Origin of the sequence: Halorientalis pallida (assembly GCF_049605515.1) — an archaeon.
GTDB lineage: Archaea > Halobacteriota > Halobacteria > Halobacteriales > Haloarculaceae > Halorientalis > Halorientalis pallida_A.
In genome coordinates this window covers 1,002,420-1,028,522 of record NZ_CP187158.1, presented here as the reverse complement: position 1 = coordinate 1,028,522, position 26,103 = coordinate 1,002,420, and the positions used below count along the sequence as shown (strand labels likewise).

The window sequence follows — 26,103 nt, the reverse complement described above, 5'->3', positions numbered from 1 at the left end:
TACTCAGTCGTCGCTCTCCGCCCGCACCCGCTCGCCCTGCGCCGTCTCGGGGAAGATCTTCCCCGGATTCAGCGTGTCCCTGGGGTCCAGGGCACGTTTGAGCGCCCGCATCGCCTCGACGCTCTCCTCGCCGTGTTCCTGGACGAGGTACTTCCGTTTCCCGCGGCCGACGCCGTGTTCGCCGGTGCAGGTGCCGCCCATCTCGATCGCGCGTTCCACGATGTCGGTGTAGACCTCCTCGCCGGTCGCGATGGTCTCGGGGTCGTCCAGATTCACCATGACCGAGTAGTGGACGTTCCCATCGCCCGCGTGCCCGAAGCAGGGGACGACGATGTCGTCTTCCGCGCCTCGATCCTTGGCGTAGCGGATGATCTCCGGGAGCTTGCTGATCGGCACGGTGATGTCGCCGGGGTGGAGCGGCTGGAGGTCTGGCTCCCACATCTGGATCGCGAAGGCGAGTTCCGCGCGGGCCTTCCAGAGCTGATCCATCTCCTCCTCCGCGGCCATCTCGAACCGCTCGACGTCGTGAGCCTCGAAGATCGACCGGCAGTAGTCGATCTCCTCCTCGATCCCGTGGTTGGCGTGGAACTCCAGGAAGACCATCGGGTCCGGCGGGAGGTCGGCGTCGCCGTCGGCGTAGTCCGCGGCGATCTCGGCGCTCACGTCGTCGACGAGTTCGATCTTGGCCACGTCCACGCCGGACTGGATCGCGTCCATGACCGCCTCGGCGGCGTCGTCGAGCGTCGGGAAGATCGCCCGCCCGCCCCGGATCTGCTGTGGTCGGCCTTCGAGTTCCAGCGTCGCACGCGTCACGACGCCCAGGGTGCCCTCGCTCCCGATCAGGAGTTCCTTCAGGTTGTAGCCACTGGAGGTCTTGACGGCCTTCGAGCCGGCCGTGATCACGGAGCCGTCGGCGAGGACGGCCTCCAGTTCCAGCACCCAGTCGGCGATCTCGCCGTACTTGACCGTCTGCATGCCGCTGGCGTCGTTGGCGATCATGCCGCCGATGGTGGAGATATCGCCGGAGGAGGGCAGCGGCGGGAAAAAGAGGCCGTGAGTGCCGACTTCCTCGTCGATCACGTCGCCCATCACACCGGGTTGCACGTCGATCTGGAAATCCTCGGGACGGACCTCAAGCACGTCGTTCATCCGCGTCATGTCCATGCTGACGCCCTCGTACTCGGGAACGGGGTTCCCTTCGAGGCTGGTGCCCGCGGCGTACGGTGTCACGGGGACGCCGCGTTCGTCGGCGGCGGCCAGGACCGCCGACACCTCCTCGGTCGACTCGGGCCAGACGACGGCGTCCGGTTTGACGCCCGTCCCGGCACCGTCGGAGGCCCAGTCGCCCGCGTGGTTGTCCCTGTCTGAGTCTCCGAACGACACCTGCTCGTCGGGCAGCACGTCCGTCAGAAACGAACAGTCGTGTGGCATTGTTGTACACCCACGCGCGGGCCGGCTTAAATCCATGCCGTACGCTGTCGGTTCTGGTGGGGTGTTCACTGCCAGCCAGTCCTCGCCGGAAATGCGGGTGAGCAGCGCGATTCCGGGGTCGACCTGCTCTTTTATTGGTCCGCCGTGTCATCTGGACGTATGTACGACAGAATCCTGCTGCCGACCGACGGGAGCGAGGAGGCGACGGCGGTCGCAGACGTGGCCCTCGAGATCGCGGCGGCTCACGACGCGGCGGTCCACGTGCTCAACGTCGCGGATACGACACGGGACAGCGTGACGAACGTCCGCGGTCAGATCGTCGACGCCCTCGTGGAGGAGGGTGAACGGATCGTCGACGATGTCGGTGAGCAGGCCCGAAACTGGGGTGTCACCGTCCAGACGGCGGTGCTGCAGGGTGACCCGTCACCGACGATCGTCGACTACGCCGCCGAGTACGACATCGACCTCGTCGTCATGCCGACCCGGGGGCGGCGCGGGCTGGAACGAGTCCTCCTCGGAAGCGTCACCGAGCGGGTAATCGCGTCGGCTCCGGTCCCCGTGCTCGTCTGCAACCCCGGGTCGGAGTTCGCGTTCACCTATCCGTCCGAGCGGGTGCTGGTTCCGACCGACGGGAGCGACGCGGCCAACCGGGCCCTCTCGGCCGGGATCGACGTCGCCGACGCGACCGGCGCGACGCTACACCTCCTCACCGTCGCCGAGACGGCATCGCTCGGCCCCGATGTTCGGTCGGCCAGCACGACGGAGCGACTCACCGAAACGGCCGAGGAAACGATCGAGGACGCCCGGACCCGTGCAGCGGACGCCGGGGTCGACTCGCTCGAAACCGCCGTCCGGCAGGGACAACCCTATCAGGAGATCCGATCGTTCATCGACGACGAGGACATCGACCTGGTCGTCCTTGGCACCGGCGAAGCGTCGGATTTCGGCCGATTTCTCTGGGGCGGTGTCACGTCGAAACTCGTCAGGTCGTCACCGATCCCGGTCCTGATGGCCCGGAAACGTGCCCGATAGTCCCCACTCGGACAACTCTCCACAACGGCAAAGTTCCCCCAAACCGGGGGACTTTACATAGAGGGGTTTCCATTGTAAGGCCATGAAGGTAGCTGAGGTAACAGAGTTCGGCGGAAACGAGAATATCGAGGTCAACGAACGGGAGAAACCGGAGCCCGGGTCGGGCGAGGTCCGGATCGAGGTCGAGGCCGCGGGGATCAACTTCGCGGACATCATGCAGCGCCGCGGGCACTATCAGGGCGGTCCGGAGCCGCCGTACGTCCCCGGGATGGAAGTCGCGGGTGTCGTCGACGCCGTCGGCGAGGGCGTCGGCCGCGAGGTCGGCGACGAAGTGATGGGCTTCGTCGAGGAGGGCGGCTACGCCGAGTACGCCATCGCCAACGCCGCAGGTCTGTTCGACCTCCCGGAGGACATGTCCTACGAGGAAGGCGCAGGCTTCCCGGTCCAGTTCCTGACAGCCCACAACTGCCTGTTCGAGTGGGGCGACATGACCGAGGGCGAGCAGGTGCTGATCCACGCCGCCGCGGGCGGGGTCGGGACCGCCGCCGTCCAGCTGGCCAGCAACGCCGGCGCGGAAGTGTTCGGCACCGCGAGTACCGAGGAGAAGCTCGAACTCGCCGAGGAACTGGGCTGTGACCACCCGATCCAGTACACCGAGGAGGACTTCGTCGAGCAGGTCAACGACATCACCGACGGCGACGGCGTCGACCTCGTGCTGGACGGCATCGGCTCCGAAACGACCACCGAGAGCCTGAAGGCGCTGACTCACTTCGGCCGGATGGTCTCGTTCGGCGCGGCATCGGGCGAACCGGGCCAGCCCAACACGGCCGACCTCCTGTTCAACAACCACACCGTCATCGGCTACCACCTCGGGCAGGCCATGTACCGCGACCCGGGTCGCGTGTTCCAGGCCGTCCCGAAGCTGACGGGCCAGCTCGAATCGGGCGACCTCGAGGTGATCGTCGGCACGAGCTTCGACCTCGAAGACGCCGCGGAGGCCCACCAGTACATCGAGGACCGCAAGTCCAGCGGGAAGGTCGTCCTGACGCCCTGAGCCGCGGTCTCCCGGCTCGAAGCGACCAGTACCATTAGGAACCGGTAGTCCCTAGCCCGGGTGATGACCCGTGAGGCCGTCCGAGCCGGGTTCGAGGAGTTCGTCGCCGATATCGTCGACACAGCCTACGACGAGTTCGACGTGGTCGCCGTATTGCGTGGCGAATCGGGGACCAGCGGCCGACTGCTCAACAGACTCCTCAAGAACAGCCGCCGCCTCGACCAGCGCGTCGTCCGCCCGGAGTTGCGGGCGTACCGCCGACAGGTCCTCGACCAGTTCGAACCGGTCCTGGCCTACGCCGCCGACGGCGAAAGCGACTTCGAGGAGTACCGCGACCGCATCCGCGACGCCGACGTGTATCTCGACCACCTCCGACCCAGTGTCCGGGGCGACCGGCGTCGGACCATCGAGCAGGCCCAACTCGACAGACAGCGCCGGCTGGCCGAGGCCGCCCGACCGCTGGTCGAGTCGCCCGAGTCGGACTTCTGGGCCGCCGCCGTCGACGCGCTGGATCGCGATCACGCCCGCGACCTCGTGCAGACGCACTTCACCTTCACCGACCCGCTCCGCGAGGACCCGGACGCGTACGTCTTCGAGACTGAGATCGAACCGGGCGACGTGTTCGGCGGTCCGCTGGCCGCGCGACTCCCCTCGGTCACCGTCGAGTACACCGACGAGGTGATGCGGGTGCTGGAACGGGCCGAAGAAACCGTGGTCGAGCGAGCGCTGTCCGAACTCGACCGGCGGTTCGACCGCGACTGATCCCGTTCAGTCGGGCGGTTCGACCGCGACTGATCCCGTTCAGTCGTCCATCCACGACAGCGTGAGCGTGTCCCGCCGCCCCTCCAGCACGTCGAACCGCTCGCCGCGTCGTTGTTCGAGCCAGTGGAGCAATCGTTCGGCCCAGCCGAGTTTCCGCCGTTTCGCCTCGCTCACGTCCGGATCGTCGAAGTCCCAGCCCACGAACACCAGTTCGGCTGCGCCGAAGTGGTCCGCGAGGAACGCGGCCCGGTCCCCGTCGGTGAACCCGCCGAAGTTCTCGACCGGCCCCGACGGCTCGGCCTGCGTCGTCGGGAGTACCTGCCCGCCCTCGAACGCCGGGACCAGTTCGCGGACGGCCGCGACGTTGTCGCCGTGGGCGTGGGCCGCGACCGGGACCCCCTCGTGGGTCAGTTTTCGGGCCGTCTCCGGGTTCTTGTCGAGGTCGGTGACCATGCAGTCCACGGTGACGCCGGCCTCACGGAGGGTATCGGCGGCCGTCGACGCGGCGATCACGGCGTCGGCCTCGGCCGCCCGGTCGGTTTCCTCGTCCAGCGACGGCCCGGCCCCAGCTATCGCGACGCGCTGGTCGGAACAGTCCAGCCGCAACGTGTCGAACGGCTCGACGAGGTCGGCGAGTACGTCGCGGGCGTGTTCGTCGGCCTCCCGGTCGTATCCGAAGTCCGCGAGGATCGCCTCGTAGACGGGTTCCCAGGTACGAAATTCCATGCTACGCGCTCACCGGTTCGGTCCTATATAAATCGAGGTGAGCCGAAGTGGCACAACCTGGTACCCCTACCCGGGTGCCCTTTCGGCCTTCACCCCCCTGTTCTGGCGGATCTGGCATAAGTTTTGTCTTCGTCAGACGGTCCGGGCGGCCGTCGTACGGCGGCTGACGGCTGACGAGTAAGCGGGGCTTACGGGTCCGGTAGCCCGTCCGTAATCGCAGCCAGGACCGGCGCGACCCCATCTCCGTCGACACCTGCGGTCAATCGCCGGAGGGAACCGACCGTCCCGAACAGGAGGAGTTCGCGTCCGTCGCCGTCTCCGCCGCTCTCGACGGCCGTGACGCCGTACGTGCTGGCCTCGGTTCGGAGCAGGTCTGCGGCCTCCCGGTCGAGCCCAGATACCTCGAACACCCGGACTACGGCGTCGTCGGCGTAGGTACCATCGACGCCGAGCCGGTCGAGATGGCGGCTCACCTCGCCGGTCGTGGTCACGTCGAGTTCCTCGACTTCGGGCGTCCGGACGCGTTCGCGGGTGAACGCGTCGCCAACCAGCGCGGCGTCGCGTGTCTCTTCCACGTCGTGGGTCCGGATCACGTGCGCGCCGCGCTCGACGGCCATCGCCGTGGCCGCGAGGCTCACGGGGAGGGCCTCCTCGGTCGTCCGGCCGGCGATCTCCCGGAGGAAGTTCTTCCGGTTGATCGAGACCAGCAGGGGGTAGCCGTAGCCGCGGAACTCACGGAGCCGGTCGAACGTCTCGCGGTCGTCGTCGGTCGTCTTGTCCTCGCTCCAGCCGCCGAACGCGGGGTCGAGGATCGTCTTGTCGGTGAACCCGTTCAGTTCCAGGGCGTCGTAGATGTCGTCGACGTCCTCGATTGCGCCCGGCCGTTCCAGATCCGGCGGGCTGGCCATCTTCGCGACGGCCACGTCGTAGTCGGCACAGACCTCGGGTAGCTTCGGGTCGGCGAACCCGCAGATGTCGTTGACCATGTCGAACCCGCGGTCGAGGGCGGCCTCGGCGACCTCGTGATAGCGCGTCTCGATGGAGAATACGGCGTCGCCCGAGACGCTCTCGATCGTCTCGACGGCCGTGTCGAGCCGGTCGAGTTCCTGCTCGGCGGAGAGCACGTCGAACTTCTTGTTGGCCGACTCCAGACCCACGTCGACGATGTCGGCCCCCTCGTCGATGAGTTCCTCGTCGACGTACTCGGCGGCCTCTCCGGGGTCGTCGTAGACGCTGGGGTCGTACGGCGACTCGCTGGAGACGTTCAGCACGCCCATGATGCGGGGCGGATAGTCGTCACCGATTCCCAGCCCGGCTGCGTCGACGTTGCGCATACCACCTCCAAGGAATCCAGCCGCTAAAACGACGTGATTCGCGCCGGGTGCCGGCCGTCAGGCTTGCTCCCGTCGCTCGACGCCCGTGATCTCGAACCGTGCGCCCCCATCGGTACCGTCCGTGACCCGGATCTCCCACCCGTGAGCGGTGACGATCTCCTCGACGATATTGAGCCCGAATCCGGTTCCGTCGTCGTCGGTCGTGTAGCCGTGTTCGAAGACCGCCTCGCGCTCCTCGGGCGGGATGCCGGGGCCGTCGTCTTCGACGTAGAACCCGTCGGAGAGCGTGCCGACCCGGATCGTCACGTCCCGGCCGCCGTGTTCGATCGCGTTCCGGAAGAGGTTCTCGAACAGTTGCTGGATGCGGCTGGTGTCGACCGAGATGGTCCGGTCGGTGTCGACGACCAACTCGGCGTCGCCCGTCTCGACGGTTTGCCAGCAACTCTCGACGAGGGGGGCGATGTCGACCGGTTCTCTGTCCTCGACCTGTTTGCCGTGCCGGGCGATGGCGAGCACGTCCTCGACGAGTTCCTCCATCCGGACGAGTTGGTCTTCGAGGACGGCGAGGTGTTCGGAGTCGCTGGCCTGTCGTTCCAGCTCCAGACGTGACTGTGCCGCGTTGAGCGGGTTGCGAAGGTCGTGGGTGACGATGCTCGCGAACTGTTCGAGCTGTTCGTTTTTGCGTTCGAGTTCGCGTTCGCGCTGGCGGCGATTCGTCACGTCTTGGAGGATCCCGTCGATGTAAGTCTCGCCGTCTTCTTCCGTCAGGATCGCCGTGAGCGTCACGTCGATACGTTCGCCCGAGAGCGTCCGGTGTTCGACCTCGAATTCGGTGATGCGTCCGTGCTCCTCCAGTTGGGCTCTGAACTCGGCGCGGTCGTCGGCGTCGGCGTAGAACGTGTCGACGCTTCTGTCCAGCAGTTCCGACTTCGAGTAGGCGTCGTAGATCGACACGAGCGACGAGTTCACCTCGACGAACTCCCCGCCCGCCTCGTGCGTCGTTCGGTAGACGCCGACCGGCAGGTTCTCGATGATGTTCTCGTAGCGCTGGAGCCGTCGTTCGTACGCCTTCCGCTGGGTCACGTCCGTGTTGATCGCGACGAACCGGTCGACGGTGCCGGTCTCGTCTTCGATCGGTGCGATGGTCTGCTCGACGACGTACCGCTGTCCGTCGCGACGCTCGTTTATCACCTCACCTTTCCAGACGTTCCCCGTGAGGATGGTGTTCCAGAGCCCGGCGTAGAACTCGGGCCTGTGTTCGCCGGAGTTGAGGATGTTCGGATTCTCTCCGACCGCTTCCGCCCGGGAGTAGCCCGTCGACTCCTCGAACGCGGGATTGACGTACTCGATGGTCCCGTCCGTGTCGGTGATGTAGATCGCGTGGCCGGCCTGTTCGACGGCCCGGCGGAATCGGCGGAGCTGCCGTTCCTTCCGCTTTCGGTCGGTCACGTCGGTCAGCGTCACGATGACGCCGTCGATTGCCGGGTCCTGCAACTGGTTCCGACATCGACACTCGACCCAGCGGCGGTCGCCGTCCTCGGGCCGGACGCGTATCTCGCTGGTCACCGTCCGGCCCGGGTTCGCGAGTACGGTTTCGAACATATCGCGTACCGACTCGCTGTCGACGGGTTCGACCGCTCGGAGCGCGTCGTCGCCGACGACCGCCGACGGGTCACAGCCGAACAGCCGCTCTGTGGCGGCGTTCGCGAAGGTGATCGTTCTCGACTCGTCGACCACCCAGATCGCCTCGGTCGCCGCCCCGACGAGCGCCGACGCGAACTCGTCGTGGTCGGTCGGTTCCCGGCTGTGACTCCCCTCGACGGCCTCGCGGACGCGTTTGGCCGCCGTCGCGTAGGGTTCCGGATCGGTATCTACGAACACGTACTCGGCCGCGCTGTCGTCGCGCAGGTCCGCGAGTACGGCGGTCTCGCCGTCGCCGACCAGAACCACGAACGGGAGCGTCGGGGCTCGCTCGCGGGTGGTCTGCCGGACGCTCAGTGCGTCACCGTCCGGTAACTCCGCGTCACAGACGACACATTCGAACGGCTCCGCCGACAGCCTGTCGAGCGCGTCGTCCGCCGTTCGTTCGGCAGCGACGTCGAGAGATTCAGAATTGATATGCCTGGCGAGCGCAGGTGCGAGTCGATCATCGCTCCCGACGTAGAGAACGCTGAAACTCGGGTGTTCGGCCATAAATTTTTAGTTAGTTGTCTTCCGTTTGGGACGTGATTCTCAAATACTACCCGGTCCATCTCAGATTCCGAGAATTGGAGCGGGACCCTGGAGTCCGAGTCGCGCGCTTTTTGGTCGGCAAACGAGTACGACCGGTATGGGCAAGGTCAACATCGGGTTGCGTGGCTGGCGGTTCGACGAGGACGAAGTGTTCGACGACGACGGCGACCTCAAGCCGCTCGGAACGCTGGAGCCCGAGACGCGCGACCGCATCGTCCGGCTCTCGACGATGATGGGTGAGCCGTGTGACGCCTGCTATCTGGTCCACGGCGACGAGAACATCCAGGAGTGCAACGTCGCCCGCATCGTCTACGGGGAACCGCTCGGGGAAGTTCTGCTCTGTCCCGAACACGAGGCCGACTTCCTCTACTGGTTCCGGGAGGAGGGCGGCAAAGAGTACGCCGGCGAGACCGAACTGGAAGACGCCTTCCACGCCTGGTTCGACGACGGCGGGCGCGCTCCGGACGGATACGCCGGCATCGACCACGTGGACACCGACGCCGACGACATTCCCGCGCCCGACCCCGCCGAGGAACTCCCCACCCTCGAAGAGGAACTGGAGAAACTGGACGACGAGAAACTGGACGACCTGGGCGTCGACCTCAGCGATCTCGATCTCTGATGGTTTCCGTCGCCGTCGTCGACGCGACCGAACCCGGGAACGTCGGCACCATCGCTCGCTCGATGAAGAACTTCGGGCTCTCGGATCTCCTCCTCGTTGACCCGCCGGACCTCGACCCCGAGGGCGAGGCCTACGGCTTCGCCGGCCAGGCCCGCGAGGACGTGCTTCCCGCGGCCCGCGAACTCTCCTTCGACGAACTCTGCAGTGAGTACCACACCGTCGGCACGACCGCGGTGACCAACGAGGACGCGACCAAACACGTCCGCTATCCGTTCCTGCGACCCGCCGACCTGGCCGAGGAACTGGCCGACATCGAGGCCGAGACCGCCGTCGTCTTCGGCCGCGAGCGCGTCGGCCTCACCAACGACGAACTCGCCGAGATGGATCAGGTGTGTTCGATCCCCGCCAGCGCCGACTACCCCGTCCTGAACCTCGGACAGGCCGCGACCGTCGTGCTGTACGAACTCCGCGATCTGACCGTCGACGAGACACAACACCCCGACGAGCGCCACGAACGTGCCGACCAGCAGGCAATCGAAGGACTGCACGAGCAGTTCGGGGCGTTTCTGGACGACATCGGCCATCCCGAGGAGAAGCGAGCGAAAGCCCAGCGACTCTGGCGGCGGTTCGTCGGCCGCGCGCACCCCACTGGCCGTGAAGCGAGAACGCTACGCGGGATCTTTCGGAAGGCTGGCCAGCGGATCGACCGGGCCGAGAACGGCGACGAAGACTGACTACGCCCGCTTCTGGATCTCCTCGCGCAGCACCTCGCTCACGAGGTCGCCGTCGGCCTGCCCGCGCAGGGCTCCCATGCACTCGCCCATGAGTCCGGAGAAGGCCTGCATTCCTTCCGCTTCGACCTGTTCGGCGTTGCGCTCGACGACTTCGACGACGGCCTCCCGCACTTCGTCCTCGGCGGCGCTCCCGAGATCCTCCTGCTCGGCCGCCTCGGCCGCGGTCAAGGCCGGATTCTCCGCGAGCGCGGTCAGCAGGTCCGGGACGCCCTCCTTGGCCAGTTCGCCGTCGGCCAGCAGATCGAACACGCCCCGGAAGTGGTCCTCGGTCAGGTGCTCGACCGGCACGTCGTCACGCCGGAGTTCGGTCACGTCGGATTCGACCGTCCGGGCCGCCAGGTTCGGGTCGACGCCCGTCTCGACGGCCTCCTCGAACAGGTTCCAGCGGCGGCCGTACGCGACCTGCTCGGCGACGCCCTCGCCGAGGCCGAACTCGGACTCGTAGCGCTCGACCTTCTCGGTGAGCAACTCGGGCGTCTCGACCTCCGTGGGATCGGGTTCGACCGGCGGCACGTCCGTCTCGGGATACATCCGCGCCGCACCCGGGAGCGGCCGGAGGTACCGGGAGGTGCCGTCCTCGTTGGCGTCGCGGGTCTCCTCGGGGACGCCCGCCATCGCCGTCTCGGCGCGCTCGGCGACGGCCTCGATGGCCAACTCGGCGGTCTCGGGGTCGTCGGCGACGATGGCCACCGCGTCGTCGGGGTCGGCACCGACTGCCTCCCGGAGCGCCTCGACTTCGGGCTCGGTGACGCCGTAGGCCGGGAGTTCGTCGGTGTGGAAGATGCCGCCGGCGCCGTGGCGCTTGGCGTGGTCGGAGAACTCCGTGCCGAGCCGGCGGTCGGGCTGGATCTCCCGCCCGACCAGCCCGTCGAACCCCTCCAGCAGGACCGCCTGCACGACGCCGCCGGAGTCGAGTGCGCCGCCGATGACGCCCGAGTCCGTCCCCTCGAACACGTCGGTCACGTCCTCGGGATCGCCGACGGCGGCGTCGCGTGCGTCGAGTTCGTCGGCGATCTCGACGAGTTCGACCTGCCGGCGGACCTCGTTGCGCACCAGGTCGTCGATGTCGTCGAGGCTCTGGACGCCTTTCATCTCGATGCGCGCGCCGTCGGCGATGGAGACGTTCACGTCCTGACGGATGGTGCCCAGGCCGCGTTTGACGTGGCCGGTCGAGCGCAGGAGCATCCCGATCCGTTTGGCGGCCTCCTTGGCCTGCTCGGGCGAGCGGATGTCGGGTTTCGTACCGATCTCGACCAGCGGAATCCCGAGCCGGTCGAGGCTGAACCGCACCCCCGAGTCGGTCTCCGCGACGCGCTGGCAGGACTCCTCCTCCAGGAGCATGTCCTCGATGCCGACCGGCCCCTCGGAGGTCTCGATCTGCCCGTCGTTTGCCACCAGCATCGACCGCTGGAAGCCCGTGGTGTTCGAACCGTCGACGACGATCTTGCGCATGACGTTGACCTGATCGACGATCTGCATGTCGAGTAGCTGGGCGATCTCCAGGCTCGTCGCGAGCGCTTCCTCGTCGACGCGGTGTGGCGGTTCGTCGTCTTCCTCGACCAGACAGGTCGTGTCGTAGGCCAGGTACTCGAACTCGCGTTCGACCTGACTCTCCTCGAGGGCGGCCTCGTCGATCTCGCCGAGTTCGGACTTGGTGGGGTGGAGGTAGCGGGTGAAGCGTCGCGTCGATTCTTCCGGTTCGCGCAACTCGGTCGGACACGCACAGAACAGCTTCGTCTCGGTGTCGAGTTGCTGGTGGATCTCCAGGCCGGCCACCAGCCCCAGTTCCTCGTAGTCGAAGGCGTCCGCGTCAGTCATTGCCCGAACCTGCGAGGCCGGCGGTCAAAAAACGCACCCTTCCGGCCAGTCCGTGCCCGACTGTCGACCGCGGCGACGGCCCACGCATAAATCGCCTCGGAACCGACGAGACACACACTTTCGGGCCGGTCGTGAACGGGAACCATGAGCGACACCGCGGAACTCGCCGAGGAAGTCGAGCGCGTGCTGGAACTGCCGACCGACGAACTCACCGAGGAACTGCCCGAGCTACTGGCGGACCTCGAAGGCGAGGTCGAAGTGCTGGCCCTGGAGAACCCACTGCTCCTGTCCGACGTGATCGACCGCGTCGGCGACGTGGACGTGGCCGAATTCGCCCAAGAGAACCCCGAGACGGTCGATCAGTTCCAGGAACTCCAGTGGCAGGGCGTCGAACTGCTGGCCCAGTTCAGTCCCGACGTACAGCAGTCCATCGAGGAAGACACCACGGTGAACTTCGAGGCGACCGACGCGCCGATGGCCAGCCACCTCGAACTCGACGCCGAGGCGGGGACCGTCTCGGGCGGCGCGGGGCTGGCCGAGAACCCCGACCTCGAAATCCGCGGGCCGGCCGACACGCTGACGGCGCTGACGACCGGCCAGCTCGACCCCGTCTCGGGCTACGAGGACGGCCAGTTCGAGATGGACGGCTCCGAGGCGACCGGTGACCAGCTGGCGACGACGATGGGGAAACTCGCGGAGAAACTGCCGGACAACTAGAACGGCGCGCGGTAGATCCGGAACGTACAGCCACAGTAGTTCTCGCCGGGACACTCCGGACAGTCACGGCCCTCGCCGTAGTACTCCTCGTACTCGGCGACCAGTTCCCCGTAGGTCTCGACCAGTTCGAGGTTCGCGGCGTTGCTCTCCCGGACCCACGCGACGGCGATGGCCTCGTCGACGCGGTCGTCCTCGACGAACGTCTCGCCGATGGCGCGCAGGCCCAGTTCCGTCCCGATTCGCCTGTCACGGGCGCTCGGCTTCACGACCAGCGACTTGAACATCCCGACGGGACAGTCCTCGCGGTCGAACAACTCCCCGACCGGTACCTGCAACTCGGCGTCGAGTTCCTCGTAGGTGTGGACGCAGGTCAGCGTGAACCCCAGCACCTCCCGCCGTATCTCCGCGCTGTCCTGCGAATCGAGTTCGCGATACACCACCCCGTCGCCGTCCGCGAGGGCGACCCAGAGGTGTCGGTCGGCGAGGTCGATCTGCCGCCGGAGGTCGCCAGCGGTCCACATCCCCTTCAGGAGTTCCGCGTCGCTGAGTTCGACGATCTGTTCGACAGCCGGCCCGTGCGTCGAGGTCTGCGTTTGATCCGTCACTCGTGCCACCTACGTGCGGTATATTCACCGAAGCGAGTGAACTTAATTTTTCCCCGGTGGCTGGTGGTTCGATCTGGTGGCGACATCGGCGGCCACGTCGTCGGCCCGGGTCTGATCGGTGTACGGGAGCGAGACGGCGACTGCCCCGCCGTGGTCCGTCTCCGGGAACGCGACCGAGCCGCCGGACAGCTCGACGATCCACTTGACGATCCACAGTCCCAGGCCGCTGCCGTGTTCCAGTGCCGTCTCGTAGCCCTGTTCCAGCGCGGCCACGTCGGCCTCCGGAATCCCGGGGCCGTTGTCGACGACGAGCAGGCGAACCCACGTCCGGCCGTCGCGTTCGTAGGTGTCGACGGTCGCCCGGATCCAGGGGTTTTCGTCGTCGTTGTGCTTGCAGGCGTTCTCGACCAGTTGGGTCACGGCCGTCGGGAGCGACTCGACGGCCAGCACGGGTGCGTCGTCGGGGACGGCGGTTTCGACCTCGACCCCCGGGTACGCTTCGGTAATCTCGCCGACGGTCTCGGTGACGACCGCCGACAGATCGTGGACTGTCCGGGACTCGCCGGACGCTTCGAGGACAGTGGCGATCTCCCGGGCCTGATCGCTCAGCGCCGACAGTTCCCACGACTGGGCGAGGATGCGGTCGGCGGCCGTCTGGATCTCCTCGTCGTCGGCCCGCTGGCTGATGACCTGTGCGTAGCCGATGACGCTGGCCGTCCCGTTGCGGAGGTTGTGCCTGAGCACGCGCATGAGGACGTTCAGCCGCTGTTCGCGCCGTCGCTGGCTGGTCACGTCCCGGAGGCTCACCAGCCGGCCGGCGACCAGTCCGTGCGCGCGATGGAGTCTGGCGACGCGAACGTCGAAGTCACGGTCGATCCCGTCGACGGCGAGCCGAACCGACCCGGGTCCGTCGGCGTCGCCCTCGTCCAACTCCGCGTGGAGTTCGGGCAGGACCGACGACAGCGGTTCGCCCACGATGGAGTCCCGGCCGACGAGGCGTCGGGCCGAGGGATTGGCGTCGACGATCCGGTCGTCGGCGTCGAGGACGAACACGCGGTCCTCCATCTCCGTGATGAGTTCCTCCCGGGCGATCTCCTTGGCGACAGGGACGATTTCGAGCAACCGCTGGCGGAAGATCGCGACCGCGAGGACGACGCCGGTGAACACGAACCCGACGTTCGTCTCGACGCCCGGTGGCAGGAGGCCGAGCAACCAGAGCGCGTTCGCCGCGAGCGGACCACAGACCGCGAGCAGGAGCGCGACACTCTGATCGCGGTAGAGCCGGTCCGTGTTGACGACCAGTCGCGTGAGCAGGACCGCCCCCGCGAGAAAGAGCAGGTAGGTGTACGCGATGTGGGCCTCGAACAGTGGCCCGGGCTCGTACCCGAGCACCTGCATCCCGCCGGCGGGTTCGAGCGTCACACCCGACCGGAGCAACGGACCCGGATCGAGCGCCCAGATCACGGCCGTGAACGCGACCGGTTCGGCCAGTAACGCCGGCACGCTCCACCGGTTGACCCACTCCTCGTGGCCGGTGTAGACGACCGCGAACCAGAGCCAGCACAGGACCGCAAGCGGCGCGAGCGACATCTGCAGGCGGCTCAACAGCAACTTCCCCTCGATCCCGGCGACCGCGACCGCGGCCAGATCGAGCGCCGACCAGAGGCTCGCGGTCCCCATCAGCGCCGCCAGCGGGACCGCGCCGGCGACCCGCCGGTTTCGCAGCGAGAACACCGCCACGCCGACCCCCAGGACCGTCGACAGCGCCGTCAACACCGCGTGCGGACTGAACCACCAGACCATGTCGGTCTGTGCGAGTGTTTAACGGCCGACCAGAAAAGTATTACCCGGGTGATACTTGTCACTCTAATTTATTAATCTATTGGCCGGTTCGCGAGCCCCGTTCACAGTCGGATCGTCGCCTAACCCAGGTAACGCCGGTGATGCGACCCGATGCGGGTTCGTCACCGTCCGGCCACGGAAACGTACCGCGGGTGTGAACAGTCGCCAGTAGTTATTTTTGCACAGAAATGTAAATGGAAGTTATTGTGGGTGACTCGGACACCTTCCCGGACGACTACGCGGACTACTGGAGCCTCGTCCAGCAGATCCACAGCGGCGTGCGGTCCGACGCTATCACGCTCCGAAAACGCAAGGACAAATCCGAGACCGGAAAGCACGTCACGTACACGCGAGCGCAACTGGCCACGAAACTCGCGGCGTCACACGGTGCCGCGCGCGAGATGGCCAGGTCGAACGCGACGTTTGCCGGAGTCGACATCACGAAATCCGATATCGAGACGGCCCTGGGGACCCCCTCGTCCTACGCCTCGGCCGCGGACTGGCTGGCCTGGGCCGGCGTCCACGAAGGGTCCTGGTACGACACGTACAAGAAGAAAATCCACGAGGACGACGCGACCTGGTATCGACCGGACACCGAGTCGTCGTCGGAGTTCAGCAGCGACACGCTCCACCAGGACGTTCACTTCCGGAAGGACGAGACGTTCCTCCGGGAGGGGTGGAACGAATCGAACCCGGACGCCGCCTTCGTCTGGGGGTGGGATCCCAAGGACTGGGACCCGACGGATCACGGCTACGGGAAGGGGTACGTCGGCACCCACGTCGGCTATCCGTTCTCGAAGGGCGAGGCCAGCTGTATCGTCTGGATCACGCCACAGGTGGCGTTCGTCGAGGTCATCAGGCCACACCCGGACCTGCCCCGACGGCTCCGGACGAGCGCGACGCCGAAGGGCTGGGACTGGGGCTACGGCCAGTGGAGCGTCAAGCTCCGCGACGGGATGTTGACACCCAGTTGCGGACGGTGATTCCCAAGACTCGCTCCAGTTCGCGTTTCAGTCCCCGAAGCGCACCCTATCACTTTACATTCCTGTCGGCAATCAAATATTATGGTCACTCCAGACCCCGCATCCGGCGGCGATGGAGCGACGAAGTACTGCTGGGACTGTGGCGACCCGGTCACGGAAGGAATGGACTTCTGCTCGAATTGCGGTGCGAACCTCGATGGGCCGACGGACACCGGTCGGACAGACCCCGTCGAAGACACCGGTGGGTCGACAGTCACGACTGACTCACAGTGGTACACGTACATCTTCGTCGGCATCGTCACGTTGACCGTCGGACTGTTCGCCTACGCTGCCACCGCGTCGGCCGCACCGACGGCGACGAGTCGGGGTGGAGCACTGGCGCTGTTGCTCACCTACACCGGGGTCGGAATCCTCCTGGTGTCCGTCTACAAAGACACGACACACATCGCCCGCCACAGCGAGTGGTCACCGAGACGCTGGTTCTGGACCATCGGGGCGTTCGTCGGTGTCGTGAACTACGTCGTCGTCGCGGTGTATGCACGCCGACGCGCGGACCGTACCGGGCAGTCGTGGGTCCCGCGGAATCCGCTCCGGGGCGCTGACGACGACCTCGTCAGTTTCGACCTCCCGCGGATCTCGCTCACGCTGCTCGTCTTCCTGTTCTACAACTGGGTGCTGTGGTTCGCCGCGCCCGACCTCGGGAGCGTGCTGGTTGGATTGATTTCGATCTGGGAAGTCACTGGCACGACCGTCCTCGGCAGTTCGACGACCTACACCATCACCGGCTACAGCCCGATCGGCGGCGTCGTCAGCCTACTGGCATCCTACGGGCTGGTGTGGCTAGCAGTCACGAAATACGGAGGCTGAGGCGATGTACTGTCACGAGTGTGGCGCCGAAGCCGCTGAGTACCAGTCCTACTGTACCGCGTGTGGTGCGAAGCTCCGCCACGGATCGACAGATCGACCGGCGGATTCGGGAGACACTGTCGGAACTGCGGACGTGACGACGTACGACGAGGACGCGGGAACGGACGAGGCGGACACGTCGACGAGCGAGACGGACTCGGAACCGCACGCCGGCCCCACACAGGACGACGATACGGCCGAACCCGAACCACGCGATTTCGACGGCGAACCGCCGACTGCGGGCTCGGCCGGAGAGCTGGCGACCTCGGCGTTTTTCGGCTACCTGGGAATCGTGTTGCTCCGCGCGACGGGTGTGAGCGCACTGGTGTTCGCTCCGTACGGTACGTCACTGGCCGCCGGCCCGCTGCACGCCGCCGGTGTCTTCGTCTTCTACGACGGATTCCTCCTCGCCCTCGTGAGTCTGGCCGCGAGTGGCTACCTGACAGCCCGGCGATTCCTGACCTGGAGTGACACAACTGGAACGCTCGCGACGGTCGACCGGATCGCTGCCGTGGCGCTTTCGCTGTCGTCGCTCCTCTACGCACTCGGCCTCGGCGCGGCGGTGGTGGGCTGAACCGGAGGGCCCGCGGCTATCGCCGCTCGCACATTCGGAGACGCTCCCTGACGGTCGCGTCTCCCGACTCACGGGTCACTCCGCTCCCCGTTCCCGGAGGACTCGCTCCGCTCGTCCTCCCGGCTCGCGGCTATCGCCGCTCGCACATTCGGAGACGCTCCCTGACGGTCGCGTCTCCCGACTCACGGGTCACTCCGCTCCCCGTTCCCGGAGGACTCGCTCCGCTCGTCCTCCCGGCTCGCGGCTATCGCCGCTCGCACATTCGGAGACGCTCCCTGACGGTCGCGTCTCCCGCTACTCGTCCGCGCTCAGAATCCCGGTCTCGGTCATCTTCATCGGGTCGAGTACGTCGTCGACCTCGTCCTCGTCGAGATACCCCTCCTCGAGGACGACCTCCCGGATCGTCTTGCCCTCCGCGAGGGCCTTCTTCGCGACCTTGCTGGCCTTGTCGTAGCCGATGGCGGGGTTGAGTGCCGTCGCCAGCGCCATGCTCTGCTGGACGCGCTCCTCGCAGTGTTCGGCGTCGGCTTCCAGCTTGTGGACGAACTTCTCGCCGAAGGTCTCGCTGGCGTTGGCCAGCAGCTTCGCGGACTGCAGGAAGTTGTGCGCCAGCACCGGCTTGTAGAGGTTGAGGTCGATCTGCCCTTCGGCCGCGCCCGCCGAGACCGCGGCGTCGTTGCCCACGACCTGCTTGTGGACCTGGTTGACCGCTTCGGCCACGACGGGGTTGATCTTCCCGGGCATGATCGACGACCCGGGCTGGTTCTCGGGCTGGTCGATCTCACCGAGGCCGTTGCGCGGGCCGGAGGCCAGCAGCCGCAGGTCGTTGGCGATCTTGTTCAGCGAGCCCGCGATGGTGCGAAGGGCACCGTGGGCCTCGCTCATCGCGTCGTGAGCGGCCTGTGCCTCGAAGTGGTTGTCGGCCTCGCGGAACTCCAGGCCCGTCTCCTCGCTCATGTACTCGGCCGCGAGTTCGGGGAAGTCCGGGTGGGTATTCAGGCCCGTCCCGACGGCGGTGCCGCCCAGGGCGAGTTCGCCGAGGTGGTGTCGCGTGTCCTCGGCGCGGGTGATGCCCTTCTCGACCTGCGCGCGGTAGCCGCCGAACTCCTGCCCCAGCGTGACGGGCGTGGCGTCCTGGAGGTGGGTCCGGCCGGTCTTGACCACGTCGGCGAACTCCTCCTCTTTGGCTTCGAGTTCGTCGCGCAGGACCTCCAGCGCGGGGATGAGGTCCTTCTGGACGGCCTCCAGGGAGGCGACGTGCATCGCGGTGGGGATCACGTCGTTGCTGGACTGGCCGAAGTTGACGTGGTCGTTGGGGTGGATCTCGCGGGTCCCGATCTCGCCGCCGTAGAGTTCCGTGGCGCGGTTGGCGATGACCTCGTTGGCGTTCATGTTCGAGGAGGTTCCGGAGCCGGTCTGGAACACGTCGACGGGGAACTGGTCGTCGTGCTCGCCGGCGATGACCTCGTCGGCGGCCTCGACGATGCAGTCGGCCTTGTCCTCGGGGACGGTGCCGAGGTCCTTGTTGGCCTGCGCGGCGGCCTTCTTGACGATCCCGAGCGCGCGAACGAACCGACGGCCGAAGGTCACGTCGGAGATGGGGAAGTTCTCCACGGCACGCTGTGTCTGTGCGCCCCAGTAGGCGTCCGCGGGCACCTGCATTTCGCCGAGACTGTCCCGCTCCGTACGGTAGTCCTCGTCAGTCATGATCGTCCGAACCTCCGTCCGGAACGGTCCTAAAAGCACACGGTCCGGACCGAGAACGGCCCGTCAGTTCCCACCGTGGAGACTCGCCTGCAATCGCTCGCGATTCAACTCGTAGAGCTCGCTCGCCGTGTCGGCCTCGATGTCGTAGGCGGTGGCGTCCTGACGGCCCAGCAGGGACGCGGTGGCGGTGTCTGCGGTCAGGTGTGCGAGGTCCAGCCGACGCTGGAAGACGGTCCGCTGGCGGATCACCGTCTGGAGCCGGTAGTAGGGGACGATCCGCGTCTTCCGGTTCCAGAAGCCGTCCCGGACGACGAAGTGATCCTCGCCGACGCAGTAGCCGCGGTGTTTCCACTTCAGGTGAGCGGCCGGCGGCACACCTACCAGTAGCACGAGCGGCAGGTACCAGAGACCGAACGCGGGGACGGCGACGGAGAGCCCGAACGTCAGCGCCGACAGGCCGAGGACGACCAGTCCGTACCGAACTGCGTAGCGTCGCCGCGCCCGTTTGGGCGGGCGGGTGAACGACAGCTCGTCGAACGGTTCGAGTTCCCGCGCCAGCGCGAGCGTGTGCTCCCGGTCGGCCAGCGGAATCGCGGACTGTGGCCCCTGGTCGCTCTGTCCGGGGCTGTAGCCGGCCGTTTCGACGGTGAAGCCGGCGTAGCCGAGCGCGCGCATCAGGACGTTCTCCTGGATCGTCAGCGTCTGGATCTTGTCGGTCGGGATCGACCCGCTGTACCGCTGGAGCAGGCCCCGTTCGTACACCAGATCCTCGCCCTGCCGACCGAGCGTGAACCCGTAGTACTGGAGGAACGTGACGACGGTGCTGACCGCCCACATCGTCACGGCGGCGAAGGCGACGGCCAGCAGGCCCACCAGGATCGCCAGGTCCGGCGTGCCGGTCAGCGCGTCGACCGGTGCCTCGATCCCGGTGACGCTCGCGAACACCCCGACGAGCAGGTCCTCGACGATGGGAAAGCCAAAGAGGAGGAAGGCGACGGATGCGAGCTGGAAGGAGGTCAGCGCGAGGACGAGCAGTTCGGTCGATCCCAGCTCGAACAGCGTCGTCTCGGGTTCGAGGTCACCCTCCCGGGAGAGCCGGTCGGCCACCGCCTCGGGATCGGCGTGGCGGGTCCCGGACGGACTGTCGGTCGCCTCCGCCGACGCCTCGCCCGCCGTCTCGGTGGCTGCGGCATCCCCGTCCGCCGTGTCTTCCTCGCGAGCGCGGGCCCTGCGGTCGCGGATCTCCCGCTGGAGTCGGCGGGCCTCGTCGGCGGCGACGAAGTTCAGCGTGGCCTCAGTCTGGGAGCCACCGGCGGTCTCGATCTGGACGATGGCGACGCCGACGATCCGGTGGAAGATGCTCTCGGTCACGTCGACGTTCTGGATGCGCCGGTAGGGAATCTCCCGTTCCTGCCGACCGATCACACCCGAGTACACGTCGAACGTGTCCGGCGTCAGCGCGTACTCGAAACGGTAGTAGTAGGCGACGCCGTACGCGACGCCGACGGCGAACAGGAGCACGAAGAGTCCGGCGATGAGGGCGAACGAGCCGAGCAGTTCCGGGGCGGCAAACCGGCCGATCCCGGTCAGGACGAAGGCCATCGACGCCGCGACCAGCCCCCGCTGGAGGCTCCGCGTGACCGCACTCAGCGGGTGGAGTTTCATACGCCGTCCTCCGGCTCGCTCTCGATGGCCAGGTCCCGGAGTCGATTCCGGAGGTCGCGGGCCTGGTCCGGTTTCAGGCCGGGAATCGTCACGTCGGCACCCCGCGACCCGGCGGTGTAGACGACGACCTGACCGAGGCCGAGCAGGCGGTCGAGCGGCCCGCGCTGGGTGTCGACGTGCTGGACGCGGACGTAGGGCACGGCCGTCTCGACGTTCGTGACGACGCCGCGTTCCAGTTCCAGGGCGTCGTCGTCGAGGCGGTAGCCCCAACTGCGGTACAGCGCCTGTATGTACGCCGCCGCGAGGAGGGCCAGCACCACCGCGAAGCCCGGGCCGAGCAACGGCGAGAAGTCGAGGACGAACCGGTCGATAGCGTAGACGACCGCCCCGAGAACTGCCGCGACGACCAGTGCGACGATGCCCCACCTGACTCGGACGCGCGACTGGAGGGCGTTCATGTCTCCGATGTCCGAGGCGAGGCGTGAAAGCGTTCCGGAAGGGCACAGGCCGTGGTCAGGGTCGTCGCCGGCCGATCACGCCCCGTCGGACCGGTTTCGCGCGTAGGCCTCGCTGGCGTTCAGGGCTCGGGCCCACGCGCTCTCGTTCATCGACGGCGGTCGGGCCACCGCGCTGGTCGACCACCCGCCGCCGCCCCAGCGGGTCCGGTAGGTCATCTCCCTGAGGAATCCGTCGTGGGTGACCAGCACGGTGAATTCCCGGGTATCGGGGAGCGCAACCGTCACGTTGTATCGGCGCTCCAGATAGCAGTCCTCTGTCCGGTTGCCCGGGGAGCGCCGCAGGTCCAGACGGTACCGATGCTCCCCGATCTCGTCGACCGTCGCGGTCACCTCGCTGTCGACCGCCGCGACCGGGAGCGTCCCGTTCAGGCTGAGGTACGTGGTGCCACCCGCCGTCCGCTGGGCCTCAGATCCCGACTGGCGCAGGTGGGTTCCACAGTGGGCCTCGCTCGTCTCGACGCTCGTCACGTTCGCCGCGGCTGTGTCTCCCGCGCCCGCCGAGAAGTCGGCGACGGCCACCGCGAATCCAAGCACCAGAGACAGGACGAGGAGCGCACCGACGACGACGGCGGCGGCGAGCCACCGCGGCCGCCCCCCGTCGTCGAGCAGATTCGATTCGATCGGCATCTACTCCGACAGCGGTCCCGCTCCGTAAATAGATGCCCGTCGCCCGACGAGTCTTCGGGTCACGGCCCGCACGGTCACGTCACGTCCACCGGTCCAGCCCGGTCTGGACCGTCGCGTCCGCGATCCGTTCGAAGCCGCGTTCCACCTCGTCGGCCGCGACGCCCCACTCGTCCGTGACGAACGCCTTCGCCGCGTCCACGTCCGGTTCGATCTCGGTGTCGAACGCCACGTCGTCGGCCACCGGCGGATCGAGAAAGAGGTTCCTGATGCGGTCGACGTTCTCGACGTACACGTCCCGCGCCTCGAACACGCCCCAGATGTCGCCGTGTTCCCGGACCGTCTTCACCGCCGTCTTCGGGCCGATTCCGGTGACCCCCTCGTTGAAGTCGGTGCCACAGAGGATGCCCACGTCGACCAGTTGCTCCCAGGTGAGGTCGTGTTCGGCCAGTGTCGCGTCCAGGTCCATGCACTCGGGGTCGCCCTTGGAGGTGAGTTGCCGCAGCGTCAGCGGCGAGCCAAAGAGCAGCGCGTCGTAGTCCTCCGTGCCGGCGTAGTCGACGGTGCCGGAGCGGGCCATCCGCGCGGCCTGGGCCTCGCCCTCGGCGGGGGCGTCGACGACGGGCACGTCGAGCAGGGCCAGCAGTTCGCGGGTCGTGTCGACGATGGTGTCGGTGAGCCGCTGGGTGCGCGAATCCAGTTTGGCGACCTCGACGGCGTCGCCCTCCTCGCGGGCCTGCTCCAGCTGTTCCTCGTACTTCTCGCGCTGTTCGCGGCGCTTCTGGACTTCGGCTTCCTTGAGATCGGTGACGCCGCCGTCGAAGACGAACACGGGCGTCACGTCGTGTTCGAGGAACTTCGGGAGGCCCTGCACGACGCCGATGAGGTTGGCGACTTCCTCGCCGTCGTCGGTCGTATAGGCCGAGTCACGGGTGAACTTGACCGTCGTCGTGAGATAGCGATACAGCCAGTTGTGGGCGTCGACGGCCACGACCGACCCCGCGAGGTCGTCGTAGGCCACCTCCTCGATGACCGCGAGATCGCGCAGATCTGCGTTTCCCATTACCTTCCGGTAGCGGCGGCCACCGCTTGAATCTCCCGACCCCGATCAGGCGTCCCCGGTGGGAGTCGACGGGATCACCGCCGGTGGGTCCGCGTCCTCGCGCTCGCGCAGGAACGTCCGTTCGGCTTCGGAGAGGTCCCGCTCGCGGTACACGTCGAGGCCGGACTGGTAGGACTCCCGAGTCCGTTCGCCGGGCCAGACCATCACGAGTTCGGCGATGCCGGTCTCCTCGCCGGTGAAGGCGAAGCCGGCTTTCGACAGCGCCTCGAAGGCGAAGGGGTTGTTGACGGCGATCCGGATGCGCTCGTAGCCCCTGTCTCGGGCGTGCTCGGCGGCGAACCGGCAGAGCCGCGGGCCGACCCCCTCGCCGCGGTGGTCCTCGCGGACGGTGACGTAGCGCAGCCAGAGCGTGTCGGCGTCTGTGCGGTCCTCGTTGAACGCGACGGCGGCGACGATGTCCTCGCCCTCGCGGACCACTGCCTTCCCGGTCGCCGACATGACGAACTTCCCGGCGTAGCTGAACCGCCGGTAGTCCAGCTGGAATGTCGGTCCGTCCGGGGGCCACCCCAGCAACGCGTACTCCATGGACGCTCCTACGGGCGGGACCCGCTTTACTCCGGGGGAACGACTGAGGGGATCGGGAGCGATAGGCGAACTATGCCATCCGACACACGCACCGGTGACGTGGCCATCTTCGACCGGATCGCACGGCTGTACGATCTGAAGCCGGCCACTCGCCGGGCGAAACTCGCACCCGCGCTCGCACTGGCCGACCGTCCCGTCGAGCGCGTCCTCGACGTGGGTGGCGGCACCGGACAGGGAATCCGGGCGCTGGACGTGCCCACGGGCGTCGTCGTCGACGCCGCGCCGGGGATGCTCTCGCAGGCGCGGGACCACGGCCTCGCCGGGGTTCGCGGGGACGCCACGCGCCTCCCCGTCGCCGACGAGTCGGTCGATGCCGTGTTGATCCTCGACGCCCTGCACCACATGGGCCAGCCCGAACCGGTCGTCGAGGAGGCGGCCCGCGTCCTCGGGCCCGGGGGCGTGCTGGTCTGTCTGGAGTTCGATCCGACGACGCTCCTGGGCCGGGGGCTGGTCACCGCCGAACACCTGTTCGGGTTCGACTCGCGGTTTCTCACCGCTGGCGATCTGGCGGCGATGGTCCGGGCGGCGGGACTCTCGGCGTCGATCCCCCGGACCGGGTTCGAGTACACCGTCGCGGGCGTCAAGCGGTTCTGAGCGCGGAAGTCGGGACACCCAAGTCGGGCCGGCCCGAACACCCGCCCATGACCGCGCTCGACTGGGTTCGGAGTCGCGTCGATCCGTCCACCGCGACGGCACTCTTTCTCGTCGGTGACCTGCTGGCCATCGCCGTGTTCATCGTGATGGGCGAGATCAGCCACGAGTACCCGCTGCTCTCCGTGCGCGTGCTCGGAACCTACGCCCAGTTCGTGATCGGCTGGCTGGTCGTGGCGATTCCCGCTGGCGTGTACGCGACCGACTACAGACGCGACCTGACGCGGTCGACGGCGCTGGTACTGGGTGCGTGGCTCGGTGCGGACGTGGTCGCCCAGGGCCTGCGCTCCACGTCGGTGTTTCCGGGGAACGCGGCCCTGACGTTCGCTATCGTCGCGTTCCTCGTCGGCGGCATCCTGCTTCTGGCCTGGCGGCTGACCCTCGCGCTCGTCACGTCCCGACGGCAGTCGACGGCGCCCGCGTGACGAGGTACGCCCCGAGGCCGGCGGCGACCACCGCCAGTCCCGCGAGGACGAGGAACAACTGCTGGGGCGCGAAGAAGGTCAGCATCGTCCCCGCCAGCGTCGCTCCCAGCGCGCCGACGCCGAACACGCCCAGATAGGTGAACCCGTAGGAGAGTCCCCGGGTCCCCGCGGGCGTGTACTCGGCGACGCTGGCCTGGTAGAACGGCTGGACGAAAAACAGGAAGAAGCCGAGCAGTGCCGAGACGACCAGCAGGGCCGGCAGTCCGAGCGCGGCCGCGGGCAGGAACAGGACGGCGACGACGGCCAGGGCACCGAAGCCCGCGAGGATGCCGAACTCGGGGCGGCCCCGGTCCGTGAGCTTGCCGGCGACGAACTGCCCGCCCACACCGACCATCAGGAGGCCGACGTAGACGTACCGACTGGGCTGGAGGGTGCGTCCGCCGAACTCGACGGGGGCCAGCGCGGCGACCTCCAGGTTGTCGAGCAGTTCGGGCAGGAAGGTCAGCACGCCGCGGTAGTACAGGCCCGAGCAGAGCGTCACGGCGAAGACGACGACGAACGCCCCCGCGAACAGGTGGCGCGACTGGGCGAGGAAGTCGCCGAGCGAGTCGACGCCGCCGCCGGCACGACTGTCGCCGTCGGTGGCACCGCCGTCGGCGGCCGCCACGGCCGCACGCTCGTCGATATCCGCCCGGAAGGCGTAGAGGGCGGCGAGGGCGGCCGGCACGGCGAGGATGGCGACGACGACCCGCCAGTCGAACGCCAGCAGGAGGAGGATCGTCAGGAGCGGGCCGACGGCGATGCCGACGTTGCCGGCCATCCCGTGGTAGGCGAAGGCGCTCCCGCGCTGTTCGACGCCGCGGCTGATCAGCGAGAGCCCGGATGGGTGATAGACGCTCGCGGCGACGCCCCAGACGGCCATCGCGAGGCCGATCACCGCAGGAGTCGGCGAGACAGCAAGCAGGAGGAACGAGAAACCCATCCCGACCAGACAGGCCGTGATGAGGACGCGGGCGTCGATGCGGTCGACGAGGACACCGCTGGGGAGCGCGCCGAGGCCGAACAGCGCGAACCCGACGGTCACGAGCGCGCCGACGGTCGCCTCGTTGACCGGGAACTGCGCGAGTCCCACGTCGATGACTGAAAACTCCGTGAGCCAGATGGGGATCAAAACCGGGATCGACAGCTCGTACGTGTGGACCATCGCGTGGGCGACCGTCACGAGACCGACGATCGATCGGTCGTTACTGTTCACGCGGCACGTCTTCGACGTTGAGCCGCTTCAACGCGTCGGTTCCGCGCAGTCCGGGTATCGGTCACGCTCGGCTGTCGCCGGTGGTATCGAGAGAAACGTGAGTATGGGCCTTCCCCCC

25 protein-coding genes and 1 pseudogene are annotated in these 26,103 nt (G+C 67.5%); 12 read left to right on the top strand and 14 right to left on the bottom strand.

Annotated features, from left to right (window positions below; translation table 11 throughout):
- Nucleotides 1–3: 3 nt before the first annotated feature.
- Nucleotides 4–1,431, bottom strand: a complete 1,428-nt coding sequence (locus ACOZ4N_RS06945; protein ID WP_424019202.1) for an FAD-binding oxidoreductase — start codon at nucleotides 1,429–1,431, stop codon at nucleotides 4–6.
- 159 nt (nucleotides 1,432–1,590) lie between these two features.
- Here ACOZ4N_RS06945 and ACOZ4N_RS06940 point away from each other — a divergent pair, with 159 nt between their 5' ends.
- From ACOZ4N_RS06940 to ACOZ4N_RS06930, 3 genes are all read left to right on the top strand, one after another.
- Complete coding sequence (locus ACOZ4N_RS06940; RefSeq protein WP_424019201.1) at nucleotides 1,591–2,463, top strand: universal stress protein; 873 nt, start codon at nucleotides 1,591–1,593, stop codon at nucleotides 2,461–2,463.
- Nucleotides 2,464–2,545: 82 nt separating this feature from the next.
- Nucleotides 2,546–3,517 (top strand): quinone oxidoreductase family protein, encoded by a 972-nt coding sequence (locus ACOZ4N_RS06935; RefSeq protein WP_424019200.1) that lies wholly within the window; start codon nucleotides 2,546–2,548, stop codon nucleotides 3,515–3,517.
- 63 nt (nucleotides 3,518–3,580) lie between these two features.
- Nucleotides 3,581–4,279, top strand: coding sequence for a hypothetical protein (locus ACOZ4N_RS06930; protein ID WP_424019199.1), 699 nt, complete (start codon nucleotides 3,581–3,583; stop codon nucleotides 4,277–4,279).
- Nucleotides 4,280–4,318: 39 nt separating this feature from the next.
- Here ACOZ4N_RS06930 and ACOZ4N_RS06925 read toward each other — a convergent pair whose 3' ends face one another.
- From ACOZ4N_RS06925 to ACOZ4N_RS06915, 3 genes are all read right to left on the bottom strand, one after another.
- Nucleotides 4,319–5,005 (bottom strand): 6-hydroxymethylpterin diphosphokinase MptE-like protein, encoded by a 687-nt coding sequence (locus ACOZ4N_RS06925; RefSeq protein ID WP_424019198.1) that lies wholly within the window; start codon nucleotides 5,003–5,005, stop codon nucleotides 4,319–4,321.
- A gap of 188 nt (nucleotides 5,006–5,193) precedes the next feature.
- Nucleotides 5,194–6,339 (bottom strand): dihydropteroate synthase, encoded by a 1,146-nt coding sequence (folP, locus tag ACOZ4N_RS06920; RefSeq protein ID WP_424019197.1) that lies wholly within the window; start codon nucleotides 6,337–6,339, stop codon nucleotides 5,194–5,196.
- A gap of 57 nt (nucleotides 6,340–6,396) precedes the next feature.
- On the bottom strand, nucleotides 6,397–8,532 hold the full coding sequence (locus ACOZ4N_RS06915; protein ID WP_424019196.1) for a PAS domain S-box protein: 2,136 nt from the start codon (nucleotides 8,530–8,532) through the stop codon (nucleotides 6,397–6,399).
- A gap of 136 nt (nucleotides 8,533–8,668) precedes the next feature.
- Between ACOZ4N_RS06915 and ACOZ4N_RS06910 the strand changes: the two genes are divergently transcribed.
- On the top strand, nucleotides 8,669–9,193 hold the full coding sequence (locus ACOZ4N_RS06910) for a hypothetical protein (protein WP_424019195.1): 525 nt from the start codon (nucleotides 8,669–8,671) through the stop codon (nucleotides 9,191–9,193).
- On the top strand, nucleotides 9,193–9,927 hold the full coding sequence (locus ACOZ4N_RS06905; RefSeq protein ID WP_424019194.1) for an RNA methyltransferase: 735 nt from the start codon (nucleotides 9,193–9,195) through the stop codon (nucleotides 9,925–9,927). Before ACOZ4N_RS06910 ends, ACOZ4N_RS06905 begins: the two co-directional genes overlap by 1 nt.
- On the opposite strand, the gene gatE is transcribed toward ACOZ4N_RS06905, so the two are convergent.
- A complete protein-coding gene (gatE, locus tag ACOZ4N_RS06900) occupies nucleotides 9,928–11,805 on the bottom strand; it encodes a Glu-tRNA(Gln) amidotransferase subunit GatE (protein ID WP_424019193.1) in 1,878 nt (625 codons plus the stop codon).
- 144 nt (nucleotides 11,806–11,949) lie between these two features.
- Between gatE and ACOZ4N_RS06895 the strand changes: the two genes are divergently transcribed.
- Nucleotides 11,950–12,522 (top strand): SCP2 sterol-binding domain-containing protein, encoded by a 573-nt coding sequence (locus ACOZ4N_RS06895; protein ID WP_424019192.1) that lies wholly within the window; start codon nucleotides 11,950–11,952, stop codon nucleotides 12,520–12,522.
- On the opposite strand, the gene ACOZ4N_RS06890 is transcribed toward ACOZ4N_RS06895, so the two are convergent.
- A complete protein-coding gene (locus ACOZ4N_RS06890; protein WP_424019191.1) occupies nucleotides 12,519–13,127 on the bottom strand; it encodes a hypothetical protein in 609 nt (202 codons plus the stop codon). The genes ACOZ4N_RS06895 and ACOZ4N_RS06890 overlap by 4 nt on opposite strands.
- A gap of 42 nt (nucleotides 13,128–13,169) precedes the next feature.
- On the bottom strand, nucleotides 13,170–14,930 hold the full coding sequence (locus tag ACOZ4N_RS06885) for a histidine kinase N-terminal 7TM domain-containing protein (protein ID WP_424019190.1): 1,761 nt from the start codon (nucleotides 14,928–14,930) through the stop codon (nucleotides 13,170–13,172).
- 245 nt (nucleotides 14,931–15,175) lie between these two features.
- Here ACOZ4N_RS06885 and ACOZ4N_RS06880 point away from each other — a divergent pair, with 245 nt between their 5' ends.
- The 4 genes and pseudogenes from ACOZ4N_RS06880 to ACOZ4N_RS06865 all read left to right on the top strand — a co-directional run bounded on the left by ACOZ4N_RS06880 (nucleotide 15,176) and on the right by ACOZ4N_RS06865 (nucleotide 17,432).
- Entirely contained in the window at nucleotides 15,176–15,952 is a 777-nt protein-coding gene (locus ACOZ4N_RS06880; RefSeq protein WP_424019189.1) for a hypothetical protein, read from the top strand.
- Nucleotides 15,953–16,033: 81 nt separating this feature from the next.
- Nucleotides 16,034–16,819, top strand: a complete 786-nt coding sequence (locus ACOZ4N_RS06875; protein WP_424019188.1) for a zinc ribbon domain-containing protein — start codon at nucleotides 16,034–16,036, stop codon at nucleotides 16,817–16,819.
- Between the two features lie 4 nt (nucleotides 16,820–16,823).
- A pseudogene (locus tag ACOZ4N_RS06870) lies at nucleotides 16,824–16,889 on the top strand (zinc-ribbon domain-containing protein); the annotation flags it as partial.
- Between the two features lie 63 nt (nucleotides 16,890–16,952).
- On the top strand, nucleotides 16,953–17,432 hold the full coding sequence (locus tag ACOZ4N_RS06865) for a hypothetical protein (RefSeq protein WP_424019977.1): 480 nt from the start codon (nucleotides 16,953–16,955) through the stop codon (nucleotides 17,430–17,432).
- Nucleotides 17,433–17,726: 294 nt separating this feature from the next.
- On the opposite strand, the gene ACOZ4N_RS06860 is transcribed toward ACOZ4N_RS06865, so the two are convergent.
- From ACOZ4N_RS06860 to ACOZ4N_RS06835, 6 genes are all read right to left on the bottom strand, one after another.
- Complete coding sequence (locus ACOZ4N_RS06860) at nucleotides 17,727–19,139, bottom strand: class II fumarate hydratase (protein ID WP_424019187.1); 1,413 nt, start codon at nucleotides 19,137–19,139, stop codon at nucleotides 17,727–17,729.
- Nucleotides 19,140–19,202: 63 nt separating this feature from the next.
- A complete protein-coding gene (locus tag ACOZ4N_RS06855; RefSeq protein WP_424019186.1) occupies nucleotides 19,203–20,804 on the bottom strand; it encodes a PH domain-containing protein in 1,602 nt (533 codons plus the stop codon).
- Entirely contained in the window at nucleotides 20,801–21,262 is a 462-nt protein-coding gene (locus tag ACOZ4N_RS06850; RefSeq protein WP_424019185.1) for a PH domain-containing protein, read from the bottom strand. The genes ACOZ4N_RS06855 and ACOZ4N_RS06850 overlap by 4 nt, the downstream gene beginning before the upstream one ends.
- A 75-nt stretch (nucleotides 21,263–21,337) precedes the next feature.
- Nucleotides 21,338–21,949, bottom strand: a complete 612-nt coding sequence (locus ACOZ4N_RS06845) for a hypothetical protein (RefSeq protein WP_424019184.1) — start codon at nucleotides 21,947–21,949, stop codon at nucleotides 21,338–21,340.
- 79 nt (nucleotides 21,950–22,028) lie between these two features.
- A complete protein-coding gene (fen, locus tag ACOZ4N_RS06840) occupies nucleotides 22,029–23,009 on the bottom strand; it encodes a flap endonuclease-1 (RefSeq protein WP_424019183.1) in 981 nt (326 codons plus the stop codon).
- A gap of 45 nt (nucleotides 23,010–23,054) precedes the next feature.
- The gene (locus ACOZ4N_RS06835) at nucleotides 23,055–23,594 is read right to left on the bottom strand and encodes a GNAT family N-acetyltransferase (RefSeq protein ID WP_424019182.1); all 540 of its coding nucleotides are present in this window, start codon (nucleotides 23,592–23,594) and stop codon (nucleotides 23,055–23,057) included.
- Between the two features lie 72 nt (nucleotides 23,595–23,666).
- Between ACOZ4N_RS06835 and ACOZ4N_RS06830 the strand changes: the two genes are divergently transcribed.
- Together ACOZ4N_RS06830 and ACOZ4N_RS06825 are read left to right on the top strand one after the other, a co-directional pair.
- Nucleotides 23,667–24,248, top strand: coding sequence for a class I SAM-dependent methyltransferase (locus ACOZ4N_RS06830; RefSeq protein ID WP_424019181.1), 582 nt, complete (start codon nucleotides 23,667–23,669; stop codon nucleotides 24,246–24,248).
- A gap of 47 nt (nucleotides 24,249–24,295) precedes the next feature.
- A complete protein-coding gene (locus tag ACOZ4N_RS06825; RefSeq protein WP_424019180.1) occupies nucleotides 24,296–24,730 on the top strand; it encodes a DUF3054 domain-containing protein in 435 nt (144 codons plus the stop codon).
- Here the strand turns inward: ACOZ4N_RS06825 and ACOZ4N_RS06820 are convergent.
- On the bottom strand, nucleotides 24,696–25,934 hold the full coding sequence (locus tag ACOZ4N_RS06820; protein WP_424019938.1) for an MFS transporter: 1,239 nt from the start codon (nucleotides 25,932–25,934) through the stop codon (nucleotides 24,696–24,698). The genes ACOZ4N_RS06825 and ACOZ4N_RS06820 overlap by 35 nt on opposite strands.
- Nucleotides 25,935–26,103 lie beyond the last annotated feature (169 nt).